This is a genomic window from Bradyrhizobium sp. CCGUVB23 (assembly GCF_024199885.1).
In the GTDB taxonomy this organism is placed as follows: Bacteria; Pseudomonadota; Alphaproteobacteria; order Rhizobiales; family Xanthobacteraceae; genus Bradyrhizobium.
Genome location: NZ_JANADQ010000001.1, coordinates 4,984,161 through 4,998,124 on the forward strand (window position 1 = coordinate 4,984,161; position 13,964 = coordinate 4,998,124).

At 61.5% G+C, this 13,964-nt stretch carries 9 protein-coding genes; 6 read left to right on the forward strand and 3 right to left on the reverse strand.

Translation table 11 applies throughout. The features are described from left to right. Window positions 1-2: 2 nt before the first annotated feature. From NLN62_RS23030 to NLN62_RS23040, 3 genes are all read right to left on the reverse strand, one after another. Window positions 3-974 (reverse strand): nitronate monooxygenase family protein, encoded by a 972-nt coding sequence (locus tag NLN62_RS23030; protein ID WP_254110311.1) that lies wholly within the window; start codon window positions 972-974, stop codon window positions 3-5. Window positions 975-1,072: 98 nt separating this feature from the next. Continuing rightward, complete coding sequence (locus NLN62_RS23035) at window positions 1,073-2,287, reverse strand: ABC transporter substrate-binding protein (RefSeq protein WP_254110312.1); 1,215 nt, start codon at window positions 2,285-2,287, stop codon at window positions 1,073-1,075. A 497-nt stretch (window positions 2,288-2,784) separates the two neighbouring features. Further along, the gene (locus NLN62_RS23040; RefSeq protein ID WP_254113634.1) at window positions 2,785-4,191 is read right to left on the reverse strand and encodes a short-chain fatty acyl-CoA regulator family protein; all 1,407 of its coding nucleotides are present in this window, start codon (window positions 4,189-4,191) and stop codon (window positions 2,785-2,787) included. Between the two features lie 122 nt (window positions 4,192-4,313). Between NLN62_RS23040 and NLN62_RS23045 the strand changes: the two genes are divergently transcribed. The 6 genes from NLN62_RS23045 to scpA are packed head-to-tail and all read left to right on the forward strand — an operon-like array spanning window position 4,314 to window position 13,761. Next, complete coding sequence (locus NLN62_RS23045; protein WP_254108933.1) at window positions 4,314-4,904, forward strand: biotin transporter BioY; 591 nt, start codon at window positions 4,314-4,316, stop codon at window positions 4,902-4,904. Continuing rightward, window positions 4,897-6,429: an acyl-CoA carboxylase subunit beta gene (locus NLN62_RS23050; protein ID WP_254108932.1), complete on the forward strand. Its 1,533-nt coding sequence runs from the start codon at window positions 4,897-4,899 to the stop codon at window positions 6,427-6,429. Before NLN62_RS23045 ends, NLN62_RS23050 begins: the two co-directional genes overlap by 8 nt. Before the next feature lie 7 nt (window positions 6,430-6,436). Beyond that, entirely contained in the window at window positions 6,437-8,452 is a 2,016-nt protein-coding gene (locus tag NLN62_RS23055; protein ID WP_254108931.1) for an acetyl/propionyl/methylcrotonyl-CoA carboxylase subunit alpha, read from the forward strand. Window positions 8,453-8,503: 51 nt separating this feature from the next. Next, window positions 8,504-9,613 carry a CaiB/BaiF CoA-transferase family protein gene (locus NLN62_RS23060; protein ID WP_254110313.1) on the forward strand — a complete coding sequence of 370 codons (1,110 nt, stop codon included), beginning with the start codon at window positions 8,504-8,506 and terminating at the stop codon, window positions 9,611-9,613. Window positions 9,614-9,673: 60 nt separating this feature from the next. Beyond that, window positions 9,674-11,560: a methylmalonyl-CoA mutase family protein gene (locus NLN62_RS23065; RefSeq protein WP_371933016.1), complete on the forward strand. Its 1,887-nt coding sequence runs from the start codon at window positions 9,674-9,676 to the stop codon at window positions 11,558-11,560. A gap of 47 nt (window positions 11,561-11,607) precedes the next feature. After that, window positions 11,608-13,761 (forward strand): methylmalonyl-CoA mutase, encoded by a 2,154-nt coding sequence (gene scpA, locus NLN62_RS23070; RefSeq protein WP_254110315.1) that lies wholly within the window; start codon window positions 11,608-11,610, stop codon window positions 13,759-13,761. Window positions 13,762-13,964: the final 203 nt, after the last annotated feature.

The window sequence follows — 13,964 nt, forward strand, 5'->3', positions numbered from 1 at the left end:
GATCATCGCGCCTGGCCGGCGCCGCGGAATTCAGTGATGGTCTGCGCGATCAAATCATCAACCGACAGGATATTTCTGACTCCGGAAGTTGAATGCCCGCCGCTCCAGATGTCCCGCCACCTCTTCGGTCGAGCTTCCCGCGCGGCGATGTCGATGTCGTTGCCGATTTCGATCGAACCGTGTGGTGGCAGGTTGTCCGGATCGAGGCCCGCTGCTTCGATCGACGGCCTCAGCATGTTGGTCTGCAATCCCGTGAACGCGGTAGTCAGAAGGATATCGTCCGCAGAGCTCTCTACGAGCATCTGCTTGTGTCTCTGATCAGCCATGCTCTCGCGAGTCGCGATGAACTTCGTTCCCATGTAAGCGAGATCACAGCCCAGTGCCTGCGCCGCTCGCAGAGCGACACCGTCGCTAATGCCGCCGGCGAGCACGATCACACCGTCGAAAAACGTGCGGACCGCGCGGACGAACGCGAACGGATTGAGCCAGCCGGTCTGCCCGCCAGCCCCCGCCGTCAACAGTACGAGACCGTCGACGCCTGCTTCTGCTGCTCGTTCTGCGTGCCGAATGGACGCCACATCGGCGAGAACCAACGCGCCCGCGTCCTGGAGCGGCTGCAGTATCGGTTTAGGGGCCCCGACCGATGTGATGACCATCTCCGGCTGGTGCTTAAGGACAACCTGCAGATCGTCTGCGAGGCGAGCATTGGACTTATGGACGATCAGATTTGGGCAGACCGGCGCATGTCGTCTCCCGGCCTCGCAGTCGTGGCGGTGCAGGCGTTCGTTGATCCGGGTTAGCCAGTCATCGAGCTCGTCGGCGCTGCGGCAATTCACCGTTGGAAATGAACCGATCACGCCGTTTCGGCTGGCCGCGACGACAAGCTCGATGCCCGAGACGAGAAACATCGGGGCCGCGATCAGCGGCAAGGCTAGGCGATCTTGGAACGGTGCCAGTTGCCTCGACGAGTCCACCTTCTCTCCTAACGATCGCAATTTGGTAAGTAGCCATCTGAGAACGGAGGGTAGTCAAAAGCCGCACGGACTTCCAAATCCGTGCGGCTCGGATGCGCCTAGTTGGTCAACTTGCCTTCGATGATCGGACCAAACGTGACCCAATTGTCTCCTTCAAACTTCATCAACTGCATCTGTTCGATCGGGAAATGATCGGTAGGCGACGTGTTGAGAGTGATTCCGGGTAGCAAAGTCGAGGGTGCGAAACCATTCAGGCTTTCTGAGACCTTCATGATGTTCTCCCGGGTCAGATCTTCCCCCGCCTGCTCGAGAATATATTGGAGTGTTTGAAGAGCTGCAAAAGAGTAGGTAACGAGACTGCTATTGCGGTCTGCATCGGGCGCGTACTTCTGCAAGAAGCGTTCGCATTCCTGAATGCCAGGGTCGTCCTTCCAACGAGGGTCCGTCGGGTCTTTGTAATATCCTGCGCTGATGATGCCTTGCGCGTAGTTGAGGCCGGCCGGTTCGATCACCGCTCCTACGGAGCTCGAAACATTGTTGAGGATATGGATAGGCTTCCAATCCAGCTCGCCCATCTTTCGAAGCGCCATCGCGGCAAACTTGGGTTGGCTCAGATTGAGCAGCAAATCTGCTCCTGACGCCCTCAGCTTGACGATCTGCGAATCGATCGTGGGGTCGCTAAAGTCGTAGGTCGCCTCAGCGACGATCATCGAGGTTTTGTCGCCGAGCCCATCCTTGACACCTTTGTATATGTCCTTGCCGTACTCGTCGTTGGCAACGAGGACGGCCACCTTCGCGGTGGGATGCTCCTTTACAATCCATTTTGCGTAGATTCGCCCTTCCGATTGATAGGATGCATTGAAGGGCATCGTCCACGGAAACGCTTTCGGATCCTCGCCGAACCTCGTGCCCCCGGTGGCGAGCATGAGCTGCGGCACCTTCTTCTGGTTCATGTACTTCATGATGGCAAGATTCGGGGGAACGCCGAGCGTCTGGTAGAGGAACAGAACTTCGTCGCTTTCAACCAGCTTGCGAGCCTGCTCGACCGTCTTCGGCGGGCTGTAGGCGTCGTCATACGAGATCCAATTGATCTTCCGTCCGTGGATTCCGCCCTTTTCGTTGATCATCGTCACGTAGGCAGAAGCGATCTTTCCCACGATGGCGTAGGCGGAAGCGGGCCCGCTATAGGGCAGGATATTTCCGATCTTAATCTCGGTGTCGCTCGCGCCCGCGCCGTATTGCTTCTGGGCCATTGCTTGGTGCGAACCAATTGTGATGCCGGCGGCGACGGCAAAAAGTATCAAACCACGCATATTCAGCGCTCCTCCTGTCTTGTTTTTGCTTGATCGTTTGGACGCCTAGACGTCCCGTAGCTCTCTCAAAGTGGCGTCGTTGCCACATTTGAGTTCGGCATCAAAGCTTTCTTCTGTTGCAACAATTATGATGCGATATCAGATGCTTGCATCTTTTTTACAACAGGAAAAAATTATGACATTGACGTCATGTTACTAGAGTTTAGCTTATGGTCAAGCCCACGCTGCCCATACGCGTGCGCTCTCAACTCGCTCCTAAAAGCCGGCGTGCCTGCGCCAAGCTCGGTGGCGGCGAGCGAGAAGTGCATCGAGGCGTAGCATGCGAGAGGCAAGCTGACGCGGCCGCACCCGCATGATCTGGACGGCCAAGATGTCCTACGCGCGAGAAAGTTCGCTCCGCCCCCAACGTTCTCGCAAGCCTCTGGCGCCAACCCGAATTGAGGCTTCTAGGTTTCGCTTTGAGTCGCACGCAGAGGTCAGCAGTCGATACTCAGGACTCAGGAAATCTCATATGGCAGAACGTTTCGCCGATTGCGGTGGACAGTCAACCTGCTTTTCAATGGAGGAACGGCGCGTTGCGCACAATCCGCACGTTCGCAGATGCGGCAGGAGATTCCGATCGGATCGTAAGCGCCCTTGCTTGTCAGATCGAGCCCATCGGCATACACGAAATCTCGTGCGTAGGAGATTTCACATCCGAGGGCGATAGCATAGCGCGGCCGCAGCGTTCCGAAGCCACCGTGGCCTTTAGCCAGTTCGGTCGCAACGCAGAGAAAGCGCACGCCGTCCGGTGTCTCGGCGAGCTGCCGAATGATGCGGCTCGGTGACTCGAACGCTTGATGCACGTTCCACAGCGGACACGCTGCGCCGTAGCGCGCGAACTGCAATTTTGCCGCGCTATGACGTTTTGTGATATTTCCCGCGCGGTCGACACGTGCGAAGAAAACCGGCACGCCCTTTTGACCCGGCCGCTGTAAGGTAGAGAGCCGGTGGGCAATTTGCTCCAGGCTCGCGCCGAAACGGGCGGCGATCAGGTCAAGGTCGTGGCGCAGTTCTTTCGCAGTTGCGAGGAATGCCTGATAGGGCAGGATCAGCGCTCCCGCAAAATAGTTCCGCAGGCCGGCCTTGCATACTTCGCGCGCGTCAGCGGTGCGGAATTCGGCACGCTTCGCAATCTTTTCAATCTGGTCTTCCTGTTCAAGCGCGGCGATCTGAAACGCCATTTGAAAGCTGCGTGTCGCGGCCGGCAGATATGGGCTCAAGAAGAGAGTTCGCGATGCCGTGTCGAAGCGCCTCAAAAAGCTGTCGCCAGGATCCGTTCTCCGGATCAGCACGCCGTACTGGTTCTCTAAATGCTTTGCGAGCGCTGCGTTTGCGTCGCTGTTGGCGATGTCGAGCTCAAGTGCCAGACTCTCGGCTGAGACGTCGAGATCGTGAACGTAATTGTCGATGAAGTGAAAGAAATCGCGAACCTCCTCATAGGGGGTTGGTTCGGTGCTCCAACTGCCGATGTGGTCGTCCAGGCTTGCGAGTTGTTCGCTGTTACGCCGGTAGGCCTGATGGCAACTGAGCAGCGCCTGCGCAAAGCTAGGTGCGTTCTGAACGACGAGCTTCAGTTCCTGGAGGCTGGGGGAGTGGGGGGAGAAAACGGGATCGGCCAATGCTTCCGATAGCATTGCGATGAGCCGATCGCTGTCGTTCGTCGATATGGAACTGAGGTCTATCCCAAATCGCTCGGCCAGAAGAACCAAAACCGAGGCCGAGACTGATCGCTGGTTGTTCTCGATTTGGTTTATATAACTGACTGAAATACCTAATCTTTCCGCGAATGCCGTCTGGGTCAACTTCGCCGCTTCGCGGACCTCGCGAACCCGTCGCCCAATATAGAGCTTTCCATTCGACATCTTCGCAATTTTGCAATTTTCAATTCGCAAATTTGTATCATGTACAGATGTGCCTCTTCAAGCCTTTCGCGGAGGCGCTTTGGCCCGTACGGAGACCGTTCCGTTCTCCAATCGAGCTCATGATGACGATTTACAATCCTGGCGTGCTCCGCAGCGCACCGCGACGCGTTAGCTTCGACTTGGCGATGATCGTAAGCGCTTCGCTGCTCATTGCCGTCTCAGCGAAGGTTCAGGTCCCGTTCTTTCCGGTGCCAATGACCATGCAGACCTTCGTGGTCTTCGGCATCAGCCTAACCCTCGGTCCGATCCGAGGCAGTCTTGCCGTACTCGCCTATCTTTTCGAGGGTATTGCAGGGTTTCCTGTCTTTGCCGGCTCTCCCGAAAAGGGCATCGGTCTCGCCTACATTCTGGGACCGACGGGTGGCTACCTGCTCGCTTGTCTCCCGGCAGTGCTGTTGGCTGGTTACCTCGCTGAGCGTGATCGGAATGGCTCATTCCTCTCGATCGTAGCGAGCGCCGGGGTCTTCCTGGCGACTATTTACGTTTCGGGTCTTCTATGGCTTGGGATCGTCATTGGCTTCGATGCACCACTGCTGCGGCTCGGCTTCTTTCCATTCATTACCGCTGACTTGCTGAAAGTCACCGCAGTCGCCCTCGCGTTCTACTCCGCACGAGGTTGGACGAACAACGAGCGAGGCCAACCCGATGCTTGAAGTGATCGAGATGCTCGAAGACCGGCGCACCGGAGCCAAGCTCGGCGGCGGGCAGAAGCGCATCGAGGCGCAGCACGCCCGCGGCAAGCTGACCGCGCGCGAGCGCATCGACCTCCTGCTCGACAAGGGATCGTTCGAGGAGTTCGACATGTTCGTCGAGCATCGCTCCACCGAGTTCGGGATGGAGAAGAACAAGGTGCCCGGCGACGGTGTCGTCACCGGCTGGGGCACCGTCAACGGCCGCAAGACGTTTGTCTTCGCCAAGGATTTTACCGTGTTCGGCGGGTCTCTCTCGGAGACGCACGCGCTGAAAATTACAAAACTCCAGGACATGGCGATGAAGGCACGGGCGCCCATCATCGGCCTCTATGACGCGGGCGGCGCCCGCATCCAGGAAGGCGTCGCCGCGCTCGCCGGCTATTCCTATGTGTTCCGCCGCAACGTGCTCGCCTCGGGCGTGATCCCGCAGATCTCCGTCATCATGGGCCCCTGCGCCGGCGGCGACGTCTATTCGCCGGCGATGACCGACTTCATCTTCATGGTGAAGAACACCAGCTACATGTTCGTCACCGGGCCCGACGTGGTGAAGACGGTGACCAACGAGGTCGTCACCGCGGAAGAGCTCGGCGGCGCCTCGGTGCACGCCACGCGCTCCTCGATCGCCGACGGCGCCTTCGAGAACGACGTCGAGACGCTGCTGCAGATGCGCCGCCTGATCGATTTCCTGCCGTCGAACAACACCGACGGCGTGCCGGAATGGCCGAGCTTCGATGACACCGCCCGGATCGACATGTCCTTGGACACGCTGATCCCTGACAATCCGAACAAGCCCTACGACATGAAGGAATTGATCCTGAAGGTCGTGGACGAGGGCGACTTCTTCGAGATCGCGGAGAGTTTTGCCAAGAACATCGTGACCGGCTTCGGTCGCATCGCGGGCCGCACGGTGGGCTTCGTCGCCAACCAGCCGATGGTGCTGGCCGGCGTGCTCGACAGCGATGCATCCCGGAAGGCCGCGCGCTTTGTTCGTTTTTGTGACGCCTTCAACATCCCGATCGTGACCTTCGTCGACGTGCCGGGCTTCCTGCCCGGAACCGCGCAAGAATATGGCGGCCTGATCAAGCACGGCGCGAAACTGCTGTTCGCCTATTCGCAGTGCACCGTGCCGCTCGTCACCATCATCACCCGCAAGGCCTATGGCGGCGCCTTCGACGTCATGGCGTCGAAGGAAATCGGCGCCGACATGAACTACGCCTGGCCGACCGCCCAGATCGCCGTGATGGGCGCCAAGGGCGCGGTCGAGATCATCTTCCGCTCTGATATCGGCGACCCCGACAAGATAGCGGCGCGAACCAAGGAATACGAAGATCGATTCCTGTCACCCTTCATCGCTGCCGAGCGCGGCTACATCGACGACGTCATCATGCCGCACTCGACGCGCAAGCGCATCGCGCGGGCGTTGGCAATGCTGAAGGACAAGAAGACGGAAATGCCGACGAAGAAGCACGATAATTTGCCGTTGTGAGATAGCAGTGTTCAAAAAAATTCTGATCGCCAATCGCGGCGAAATCGCTTGCCGGGTCATCAAGACCGCCCGCAAGATGGGAATTCAGACGGTTGCGGTCTATTCCGAGGCCGACCGCGACGCCCTCCATGTCGAGATGGCCGATGAGGCCGTGCTGATCGGGCCGCCTGCCGCGGCCGAGAGCTATCTGGTGATCGAGAAGATCGTCGAGGCCTGCCGCAAGACCGGCGCCGAGGCCGTGCATCCCGGTTACGGCTTCCTGTCCGAGCGCGAGGCGTTTCCGCGCGCGCTGGAAGCCGCTGGCATCGTCTTTATCGGCCCGAACCCGGGCGCGATCGCGGCGATGGGTGACAAGATCGAATCCAAGAAGGCGGCTGCGAAAGCCAAGGTCTCGACCGTGCCGGGCCATCTCGGCGTGATCGAGGACGACAAGCACGCGGTGAAGATCGCCGACGAGATCGGCTACCCCGTGATGATCAAGGCCTCGGCCGGCGGCGGCGGCAAGGGGATGCGCATCGCCCATTCCAAGGCCGAGGTCGCGGAAGGCTTCAACCTCGCCAAGGCCGAGGCGAAAGCCTCGTTCGGCGACGACCGCGTCTTCGTCGAAAAGTTCATCGTCGATCCCCGCCACATCGAGATCCAGGTGCTGGGCGACAAGCACGGCAACGTTATCTATCTCGGCGAGCGCGAATGCTCGATCCAGCGCCGCAACCAGAAGGTCATCGAGGAGGCGCCGTCGCCGCTGCTCGACGAAGCCACCCGCCGCAAGATGGGCGAGCAGGCGGTCGCGCTCGCCAAGGCCGTGAATTACGATTCCGCCGGCACCGTCGAGTTCGTCGCAGGGCAGGACAAGAGCTTCTACTTCCTGGAGATGAACACGCGTCTCCAGGTCGAGCATCCCGTCACCGAGCTCGTCACCGGCGTCGACCTCGTCGAGCAGATGATCCGCGTGGCCGCGGGCGAAAAGCTCGCGCTTACGCAGAAGGACGTCACGCTGACCGGCTGGGCCGTGGAATCGCGCCTTTATGCCGAAGACCCGTTCCGCAACTTCCTGCCTTCGATCGGGCGGCTGGTGAAGTATCGCCCGCCGGCGGAAGTGAGCAAGGACGGCATCACCGTGCGCAACGACACCGGCGTACAGGAAGGTGGCGAGATCTCGATCCATTACGATCCAATGATCGCAAAACTCGTCACGCACGCGCCGTCGCGCGCGGCTGCGATCGAGGCGCAGGCGACTGCGCTGGATTCGTTCTATGTCGATGGCATCCGTCACAACATTCCGTTCCTGTCGGCGCTGATGCATCATCCGCGCTGGCGCGAGGGCAATCTGTCGACCGGCTTCATCGCCGAGGAATTCCCCAAGGGTTTTGCGGTGCGTGTGCCCGAAGGCGAGGTCGCGCGCCGCATCGCCGCGGTTGGCGCTGCCATTGATCACGTGCTCGGTGAGCGCAAGCGGCAGATCTCCGGCCAGATGGGCGGCCGTATCGTGCAGCGCGAGCGCCGCCGTGCGGTCTGGCTCGACCGCCAGGAGATACTGCTCGAGGTCGCGCGCGAGGGTGAGGCGATCGCGGTGCGCTTCGTCGATGCCAAGGGCAAGGCCGGCAATGCGCATCTGCTGCAATCCGCATGGAAGCCGGGTGATCCGGTCTGGCAGGGCACCATCGATGGCCATTTCGTCGCCGTGCAGGCCCGCCCGATCGCCAACGGCATTCGCCTGGCGCATCAGGGCGTCGAGGTGCCGGTCTGTGTCTGGACGGAGGCGGAAGCTGCGTCCGCGCGGCTGATGCCGGTGACGACGGCCTCCGACACCGGCAAGAAGTTGTTGTGCCCGATGCCCGGCCTGATCGTATCGATCGCCGTGACCGAAGGGCAGGAGGTCAAGGCTGGCGAGACGCTGGCCGTGGTCGAAGCCATGAAGATGCAGAACGTGCTGCGGGCGGAGCGGGACGGCACGGTCAAGAAGATCCACGCCAACGCTGGCGCCACGCTTGCAGTGGACGCGCTGATCCTGGAGTTCGGATAGCGCATTGTCTACGAGCCATCGACGATCAAAAAAACTGACGGGAGATGCAACATGGTAGCTGCTTCGGGCTCGCAGATGGTCGGAGCAAACGGCCCACTTGCCGGCGTTCGTATCGTAGAATTCGCCGGCATCGGTCCCGGCCCCTTCGCTTGCATGATGCTGGCAGACATGGGCGCCGAGGTCGTGACCCTCGACCGTGTCGGTGCTGCCAGGAACTTGAAGGGCATTGCGGCGCGTGGTCGCAAGTCGGTCAATGTCGACCTGAAGGATGACAAGAGCAAAGGCGATGTCATCGAGCTTCTCGGTACGGCGGACGCCCTGATCGAGGGCTTCCGTCCGGGCGTGATGGAGCGCCTAGGGCTCGGTCCCGACGTTATTCTCAACCGCAATCCTCGAATTGTGTACGGGCGGATGACCGGTTGGGGTCAACATGGTCCCCTCGCCAACGCAGCGGGTCACGACATCAACTACATCTCGATCACGGGCGCGCTCGCCGCAATCGGGATACGCGAAAGGCCGATCCCGCCACTCAATCTGGTCGGTGATTTCGGCGGAGGTGCCCTCTATCTCATCGTCGGAGTTCTTGCAGCGCTGATGGAAGCGAAGAAGTCGGGGAGGGGGCAAGTCGTGGACGCAGCGATGTGCGACGGAGCAGCTTCGTTGATGACCATGTTCTTCGATATGAGCGCTACGGGGGACTGGGTGGAAGGCCGCGAGCAAAACATGCTGGACGGAGGTGCGCATTTCTACGGTGTCTTCGAATGCGCTTGCGGCAACTTTGTTTCGATTGGATCCATTGAGCCGCAATTCTACGCGCTGTTGCGACAGCATGCAGGCCTGCTTGATCCTGACTTCGATGCTCAGATGGACCGCGCAGCCTGGCCAAAGCAGAAGCAAAGACTTGCAGCAATTTTCAAGAGCAAGACACGCGAAGAGTGGTGCAAGATCATGGAAGGGACCGACATTTGCTTCGCTCCGGTCTTGACGATGACGGAAGCCTCACGCCACGAGCACATGGTTTCGCGGGAGGTCTTCCTTACGCGCCATGGGGTTCTACAGCCTGCTCCGGCGCCGCGGTTCTCGAGGACCCCCTCAATGGCCCGCGACCCAGAAGAACTGCCGCTCGCGGCGGTCATGGGCTCCTGGAAGAATCGCCAGTAGGTCAATTTTCGTAGGGGGGATTGTCGATGCCGTGCAGACCCGAGCCGCAATTTTGCGCCGATGTGCAAGGGGGCTCAGACCGTGACGCCGGATGACTTGCCGCTGGCGGCGGATTTTCCCAAGGCGCAGCTTGAAGATTGGCGCAAGCTGGTCGACGGCGTGCTCAAGGGCGCGCCGTTCGAGAAGCTCGTCGGCAAGTCCTACGATGGTCTCAAGATCGAGCCACTCTATCAGCGCGCCAAGGACAAGGCTCCGGTGATGGGGCGACCGCCGGCTGCGCCGTGGCAGATCATGCAACGGATCGATCATCCCGACGCCGGCGTCGCCAACGCGCAGGCGCTCACCGATCTCGAGAACGGCGCCACGGGTCTCGCGCTGGTGTTCGCGGGCGGCAATGGCAGCCATGGCTTTGGCCTGGAACCGACGGCCGAGGCGGTCGCGAAAGTCTTGAAGGATGTTCACCCCGACGCGGGCATCGCCATCGAGCTGCAGGTCGGCCCGCAGTCGCGTATGGCGGCGATCCAAGTCGCCGAATACGTCAAGACGAAGGGGATCGATCCTGCGGCCTGCAACATCCGCTTCGGCCTCGATCCGCTCGCAGCCTGTGCGGTATGGGGTCACAGCCCTTATACCTGGGACGAGATCAAGCCTGCGGTGGCAAGCGGGATCAAGGGACTGGCGGGGCTCGGCTTCAAGGGGCCCTTCGCCTCGACCGACGGCCGCGTGGTGCATGATGCCGGCGGCTCGGAGGTGCAGGAGCTCGCCTTCGTGCTCGCCTGCGGCGTCGCCTATTTGCGCGCCATCGAGGACGCCGGCGTCTCGCTGGAGCAGGCGCAGGGCATGGTCTATGCGCGGTTTTCCGCCGACGCCGACCAGTTCCTGACCATGGCCAAATTCCGCGCGCTCCGGCTGTTATGGGCACGCATCGAGCAGGCATGCGGCTTGACGCCGAAGCCGCTGTTCATTGCTGCCGACACCGCTTGGCGCATGCTGACGCAGCGCGACCCCTATGTGAACATGCTGCGCGCGACCATGGCGACGTTCGCGGCCGGGCTCGCCGGCGCCAATGCGATCACGGTGCTGCCGCACACGCTGGCGCTCGGCCTGCCCGATGCATTCGCGCGGCGCGTGGCGCGCAACACGCAGCTCCTGCTGCTCGAAGAAAGCAACCTCGCAAAGGTCAGCGATCCCGCAGCGGGCGCGGGTGGTATCGAGGGGCTGACATCTGAGCTGTGCGACGCGGCCTGGGCGCTGTTCCAGGAGATCGAGAAGGCCGGCGGCGCGTTCGCTGCGCTTCAGCAGGGCCTGTTCCAGAGCAAGGTCGCGGCGACGCGCAAGGCGCGCGAGGCCAATATTGCAAAACGGCGCGACGTGCTGACCGGCGCGAGCGAATTTCCGAACCTGCATGAAAGCAAAACGGTGGTACTGTCCGCGAGGCCGGTCGCGCTTTCGCCCGATGGCGGCGGGAAACACAAATTCGAGGCGCTTGCCCCGATCAGGCTCGCAGCACCGTTCGAGGCGCTCCGCGACAAATCGGATGCGATCTTGGAGGCGCGCGGGGCGCGGCCAAAAGTGTTCCTCGCCAATCTCGGCTCGCCCGCTGATTTCACGGCGCGCGTGACCTTTGCCAAGAGCTTCTTCGAGGCGGGCGGCATTCTGGCTGTCGACAGCGATGGCTTTACCGATCCGGCGAAGCTCGCCGCTGCATTCAAGGCTTCGGGCGCCGCGATCGCCTGCCTCTGTTCCAGTGACAACGTCTATGGCGACCAGGCGGAAGCCGCAGCTAAGGCCCTGCAAGCGGCCGGCGGCCGACACACCTATCTGGCTGGCCGCCCAGCCGAGGCGGAGACGGCACTGCGTGCCGCCGGCGTCGCCGGCTTCATCTTTGCCGGCGCCGATGCGCTCGCAACACTGCAGGACGTCTATCAGCGGACTGAACAGGTATAAGACATGATTAAGCGCCTCGCGCGCTCAACGGCGAGATGGACGAAACGATGACCCGCATTCCCAATTTCGGTGATGTCGCGTTCGAGAAGGCCGCAAGCCCCGCACCCGCCGGCCACGCCGAGCCCTGGCTCACCCCCGAGGGCATTCCGGTGAAGAGTACTTACGGCGAAGCCGATCTCGCCGGTCTCGATTTCCTCGAAACCTTTCCCGGCGTCGCGCCATACCTGCGCGGCCCCTACCCGACCATGTATGTCAATCAGCCCTGGACTGTCAGGCAATATGCCGGCTTCTCCACGGCGGAAGACTCCAACGCCTTCTACCGCCGCAATCTCGCCGCCGGACAGAAGGGCCTCTCTGTCGCCTTCGACCTCGCGACCCATCGCGGCTATGACAGCGATCATCCGCGTGTCGCCGGCGATGTCGGCATGGCCGGCGTTGCCATCGATTCGATCTACGACATGCGCACGCTGTTTGCGGGCATCCCGCTCGACCAAATGAGCGTGTCGATGACCATGAACGGCGCCGTGCTGCCGATTCTCGCGCTCTACGTCGCCGCCGCGGGCGAACAGGGCGTAGCGCCGGAAAAGCTCTCGGGCACCATTCAGAATGACATTCTGAAAGAGTTCATGGTGCGCAACACTTATATCTATCCGCCAGCGCCTTCGATGCGGATCATCAGCGACATCTTTGCTTTCACCTCACAGCGGATGCCGAAATACAATTCGATCTCGATCTCCGGCTATCACATGCAGGAGGCCGGCGCGACGCAGGACCTCGAGCTTGCCTATACGCTCGCCGACGGCGTCGAATATCTGCGTGCGGGCCTTGCTGCCGGGCTCGACGTCGACCGCTTCGCACCGCGCCTGTCGTTCTTCTGGGCGATCGGCATGAACTTCTTCATGGAAGTCGCCAAGATGCGCGCCGCGCGCCTGCTCTGGGCGAAGCTGCTCAAGCCGTTCAATCCCAGGGATCCGCGTTCGCTCTCGCTGCGTACCCATTGCCAGACCTCCGGCTGGTCGCTGACCGCGCAGGACGTCTTCAACAACGTGATGCGAACGACGGTGGAGGCGATGGCGGCGACACAAGGCCACACCCAGTCGCTGCACACCAATGCGCTCGACGAAGCGCTCGCGCTGCCGACCGACTTTTCCGCGCGCATCGCCCGCAACACCCAGCTCTTCCTGCAGCAGGAGAGCGGCACCACGCGCATCATCGACTCCTGGGGCGGCTCCTATTATGTCGAGCGGCTGACGCGCGATCTCGCCGCTAAGGCCTGGGGCCATATCCAGGAGGTCGAGGAGCTCGGAGGCATGGCCAAGGCCATCGAAGCCGGCGTGCCGAAACTGCGCATCGAGGAGGCGTCCGCCAAGACACAGGCCCGGATTGATGCGGGCAAGCAGGCGGTGATCGGCGTCAACAAGTACAAGCCGTCAGACGAAGCGCCGATCGAGATCCTTAAAGTGGACAACACCAATGTCCGCCGCCTGCAGATCGACAAGCTGACGCGGCTCAAGTCCGAGCGCAACCAGAAGGACGTCGAAGCCGCGCTCGCTGCGTTGACGCGCTCGGCGAGCGAAGGCAACGGCAATCTGCTCGCGCTCGCGATCGACGCGGCGCGCGCGAAAGCAACGGTCGGCGAAATTTCCGACGCGATGGAAAAGGTGTTCGGCCGCCACCGCGCCGAGATCAAGTCCATCACCGGCGTCTACAAGCGGGAGGCGTCCGCCATGGGCAGCCAGGTTGAAAAGGTGCAGGCGCTGATCGACGCCTTCGAGGAGGCGGAAGGCCGCCGTCCGCGCATTCTCGTCGCCAAGATCGGCCAGGATGGCCACGACCGCGGCCAGAAGGTGATCGCGTCGGCCTTTGCCGATATCGGCTTCGACGTCGACATCGGGCCGCTGTTTGCGACCGCCGATGAAGCCGCGCGCCAGGCGGTCGAGAACGACGTGCACATCCTCGGCGTCTCCTCGCTCGCCGCGGCCCACCTCACTGCAGTGCCGGAATTGAAGGCGGCGCTGAAGAAGCACGGCCGCGAGGACATCATGATCATCGTCGGCGGCGTGGTCCCACCGCAGGACTACGACGCACTCTATGCAGCAGGTGCGGAAGCGATCTTCCCACCCGGCACCGTGATCGCCGATGCTGCCGAGGAGCTGATCCACAAGCTCAACGTGCGGCTTGGACATAACGAGGCGGCATAGCGGCCTAGCTCCCAAACCGCCGCTACATTGAGGTTTCGCTTCGATCTACCGGTTCTGAGCAGAAGAATACTCATCATGCCGACTCTTGAATGGATCCGTCACGAGATAGATCGCACGCGCCTTCAGGTTGGGCGTCATCGCAGAGAGATCGCCCGTCTCCGACGCGCTGGGATACGCGTCGATTCGTCGGAGGCAATTGTGGA

Bases quoted from the DNA above. Each gene is read 5' to 3' on its own strand.
- NLN62_RS23035 (WP_254110312.1), bottom strand. From the start codon at position 2,287: ATGCGTGGTTTGATACTTTTTGCCGTCGCCGCCGGCATCACAATTGGT.
- NLN62_RS23040 (WP_254113634.1), bottom strand. From the start codon at position 4,191: ATGTCGAATGGAAAGCTCTATATTGGGCGACGGGTTCGCGAGGTCCGC.
- NLN62_RS23045 (WP_254108933.1), top strand. From the start codon at position 4,314: ATGACGATTTACAATCCTGGCGTGCTCCGCAGCGCACCGCGACGCGTT.
- NLN62_RS23050 (WP_254108932.1), top strand. From the start codon at position 4,897: ATGCTTGAAGTGATCGAGATGCTCGAAGACCGGCGCACCGGAGCCAAG.
- NLN62_RS23060 (WP_254110313.1), top strand. From the start codon at position 8,504: ATGGTAGCTGCTTCGGGCTCGCAGATGGTCGGAGCAAACGGCCCACTT.
- NLN62_RS23065 (WP_371933016.1), top strand. From the start codon at position 9,674: ATGTGCAAGGGGGCTCAGACCGTGACGCCGGATGACTTGCCGCTGGCG.
- scpA (WP_254110315.1), top strand. From the start codon at position 11,608: ATGACCCGCATTCCCAATTTCGGTGATGTCGCGTTCGAGAAGGCCGCA.